The 3,869-nt window shown below is 46.6% G+C and carries 2 protein-coding genes; one reads left to right on the top strand and one right to left on the bottom strand.

Features of this window, described 5'->3' with window-relative positions; all coding sequences use genetic code 11:
- Nucleotides 1-702: SDR family NAD(P)-dependent oxidoreductase (locus AC9UEY_RS05500; RefSeq protein ID WP_509538878.1), on the bottom strand; the 702-nt coding region annotated here is incomplete at its 3' end.
- A gap of 189 nt (nt 703-891) precedes the next feature.
- Between AC9UEY_RS05500 and AC9UEY_RS05495 the strand changes: the two genes are divergently transcribed.
- On the top strand, nt 892-3,869 hold a 2,978-nt coding region (locus AC9UEY_RS05495), incomplete at its 3' end, for a multifunctional oxoglutarate decarboxylase/oxoglutarate dehydrogenase thiamine pyrophosphate-binding subunit/dihydrolipoyllysine-residue succinyltransferase subunit (protein ID WP_509538881.1).

The raw sequence follows: 3,869 nt of genomic DNA, 5'->3' as shown, positions 1-3,869 counted from the left end.
ATTGTCTTCCCACAAAACTCCTGTGGTGTCACCAGCATTAAACTCTCGTGTTGCTAGCCACAATGCACACGCAGCGCCCTCTTCGGCACTTCGTGGTGCATCAGCGCCTCCCATATCGGTACGAGAGTGATTAGGACACACAGCATCAACTAAAACCCCACGGGAGCCAAGGCCAGTTTCATGTGCAAGATTTCGAACAAGTGCGTTAACTCCGGCTTTACTAATTCTGTATGGAGCAAGGCCACCTGCATTGCCAGGCCCTGACATTCGGCCAAGACATGCAGAGTAAATAATTATGCGGCCACTTCGCGCTTCAACCATTGCTGGTGCAAGTCCATTAACTAGCGTGAAAACAGAATCTAAATTAATTGCCATAACTCGGCGCCATTCGGCATCATTGGTTTTCAGAGTTTTAGACATTTTGTCACTCATCACACCATGAGCCAGAATCAATAGTTCCGGTGCGACAAGTTGCTGTGAAATCATTTCAACAACAGTGCGAGTAGCTTGCATATCTTCTAGATCAACTGCATAAGTGGTGAAATGTTGATTAGGGTGATTCTGCAGGAGTGACTCCTGAGCCTGAGATAGTCGGCTCGTGTCTTTTGCAATCATCACAACGTCATAGCCCAGCGCCGCTAATGACTTGGCATTTTCAAAGCCCAAGCCCCTGCTTGCACCGGTGACCACTGCTAAAACCATGGGCAGAGCCTGCCCCAGATGGGCCTGAAATGGAGACTGAAATCTGTGTGGCCTATCTCGCCTTGTGAGCGCCACATCGTGCATATGGGGGCCAGTTACTGCCGATAGGCTTAGGGATGTAATCAATGCAGAAGGAGCTTGCCAGTGTCGGCACAGGATTTTGGCGCAAATGATTGGCTCGTCGATGAAATGTACGAGCAGTATTTAGCGAATCCTTCTTCAGTAGACCTAGCATGGGTTGAGTACTTTAAAAATAATAAGCCGGGTGCACCAGTAACAGCTTCACAACCAAGCAAAGGTGTTCCACCCGTACCAAAGGCGAAACAAAAAGCTGCGCAACCTGCACCTGTTATTTCACAACCTGCACCCGTGGCTCCAGCACCACAGCAACCAATTCTTCGAGAGACAGCATCTGCACAACCAACTCCTGCAGATCCAATCGTCAAGCCAGTTCCAGTTTTGATTACTCCAGCAGCATCCTCACTTGAGCCAATCCGCGGAGTTTCAGCTCGCGTAGTTCAAGCAATGGAAGGATCTCTTTCAGTTCCGACAGCAACATCTGTACGAGCAATTCCTGTCAAGTTGATGATCGATAACCGCATTGTGATTAACAATCACTTGAAGCGCAGTCGTGGTGGAAAAGTTTCATTTACTCACCTCATCGCTTTTGCCATGATCAAGGCGGTTCGTGCAATGCCAGAGATGAATGCATTCTTTGGTGAATTAGATGGCAAGCCAGCTATTGGAAAGCCCGAACACATCAACTTAGGTGTTGCAATCGACTTGGCTAAAGCAGATGGATCTCGTCAATTATTAGTTCCTTCAATAAAGGGGTGCGAAGAATTAGATTTCGGACAGTTCTGGAGTGCTTACGAAGCTATTATTAAAAAAGCTCGTGGCGGTTCATTAACTGTTGAAGACTTTGCAGGCACCACAATGTCTATTACTAACCCAGGAACTATCGGAACAGTTCACTCTGTTCCGCGGCTAGTTCAAGGTCAAGGTCTGATTCTTGGCGTTGGAGCAATGGCTTACCCAGCAGAGTTCCAGGGTGCAAGCGAGCAAACTCTTATAGAAATGGCTGTCAGCAAGGTTGTTAACCTTACAAGTACATACGACCACCGCATTATTCAAGGTGCACAATCTGGTGATTTCTTGCGTCGCATGCACGAGTACTTGCTAGGTGCTGAAGGTTTCTACGATGAAATCTTTAGCTCTCTACGTATACCTTACGAGCCAATTCGATGGGCCACAGATTTTGCTTTCTCACGCGATGAAGAGATCAGCAAGACTGCGCGAGTTCAGGCGTTAATCCAGTCATATCGAACATTTGGTCACTTGATGGCAGATGTCGACCCTCTTGAATATATTCAACGCTCACACCCAGATTTAGATGTTGTAACACATGGCTTAACTCTGTGGGATCTTGATCGTGAATTTGCAACCGGCGGCTTTGGCGGCGAACGCTTTATGACACTTCGCAAGATTCTTGGCATATTGCGCGATGCATATTGCCGTTCAGTTGGCGTTGAATACATGTATATCCAAAATCGCAAAGAGCGTGAGTGGATTCAAAACCATGTTGAGGTGGGCTATGCCAAACTACCTCGCGATGAACAATTGCGCGTGTTACGTAAGCTCAATAGCGCAGAGTCCTTCGAGTCATTCCTTCACACAAAGTTTGTTGGACAAAAGCGATTCTCACTTGAAGGTGGAGAATCTGTAATTCCACTACTTGATGCAATTATTTTGTCCGCTGCAGAGCAAGGGCTAGATGAAGTGTGTATTGGTATGCCACACCGCGGTCGTCTGAATATTCTGGCAAATGTTGCCGGAAAGTCTGCTGGTCAGATCTTCCAAGAGTTTCAGGGACACTACACAGAAAATCAGGTTCAAGGCTCTGGCGATGTGAAGTACCACCTTGGAACATCAGGGGTATTCACAGCAGATTCAGGTGCAACAACAAATGTGTACCTCGCAGCTAATCCATCTCACCTAGAGGCTGTAAACCCAGTATTAGAGGGCATTGTTCGTGCAAAGCAGGATCGCATGAATGTGAAGAACGCTTACTCTGTAATGCCAATTCTTATGCACGGAGATGCATCATTTGCCGGTCAAGGCGTTAACGCTGAAGTCCTGCAATTGGCGGGTCTTCCTGGTTACCGTACTGGTGGAACAATTCACATTGTGGTTAATAACCAAGTTGGATTTACGACATCTCCACATGCTGCACGCACTTCTGTGTATTCAACTGATTTTGCAAAGATCACACAAGCTCCGGTATTTCATGTCAATGGCGATGATCCAGAAGCATGTGTCCGTGTTGCACGTTTAGCTTTCGAGTATCGTCAAAAATTTAAAAAAGATATTGTGATTGACATGGTTTGCTACCGTCGTCGTGGACACAACGAAGGCGACGAGCCAAGCTTTACTCAACCATTGATGTACAAGATGATCGATGCAAAGCGTTCAACTCGTACTTTGTATACCGAAGCACTTGTTGGCCGTGGAGATTTAACGCCAGAAGAAGCAGATGAGATTGCACGCGAATACCAGGCACAGATTGAATCTATATTTGCAGCAGTAAATAACATCGAGCCTGATCATGATGCGAACTTCAAGGCTCCTGTTGCTCCAGAGCCTGATTTAATTTCAACTGCTATCACCGAGAGCCTCGCACAAGAAATTGCTGCAACTCAGTTAGCAGTTCCTGAAGGCTTTAGCGTTCATCCTAAGTTGACACCACAACTTGCAAAGCGAGTTGAGTCCCTCAATGATGGAACGATCGACTGGTCGACTGGTGAAATGTTGGCCTTTGGTTCACTTCTTAAAGAAGGTCACCCAATTCGACTTGCTGGACAAGATGCGCGCCGTGGAACTTTCTCAAACCGCCATGCTGTCATCATTGATAAAGAAAATGGCAACGAGTGGACACCTCTTCGCGGACTTATTAGCGATGAAAACCAATTCTTTGTCATCGACTCATTGCTCAGCGAATACGCTGCTATGGGCTTTGAATATGGCTATAGCCTTGAACGTGAAGAAGCATTAGTTCTATGGGAAGGCCAGTTCGGTGACTTTGCCAACGGTGCTCAAACAATTATTGACGAATTCATTTCATCCGCTCTTCAAAAGTGGGGTGAGCGTTCTTCTGTTGTACTACTTCT

It is taken from the genome of Candidatus Planktophila sp., from assembly GCF_040402275.1.
Classification (GTDB): domain Bacteria; phylum Actinomycetota; class Actinomycetes; order Nanopelagicales; family Nanopelagicaceae; genus Planktophila.
Note: the sequence above shows the minus strand (reverse complement) of the source record. Positions and strands in the feature narration are given on the sequence as shown.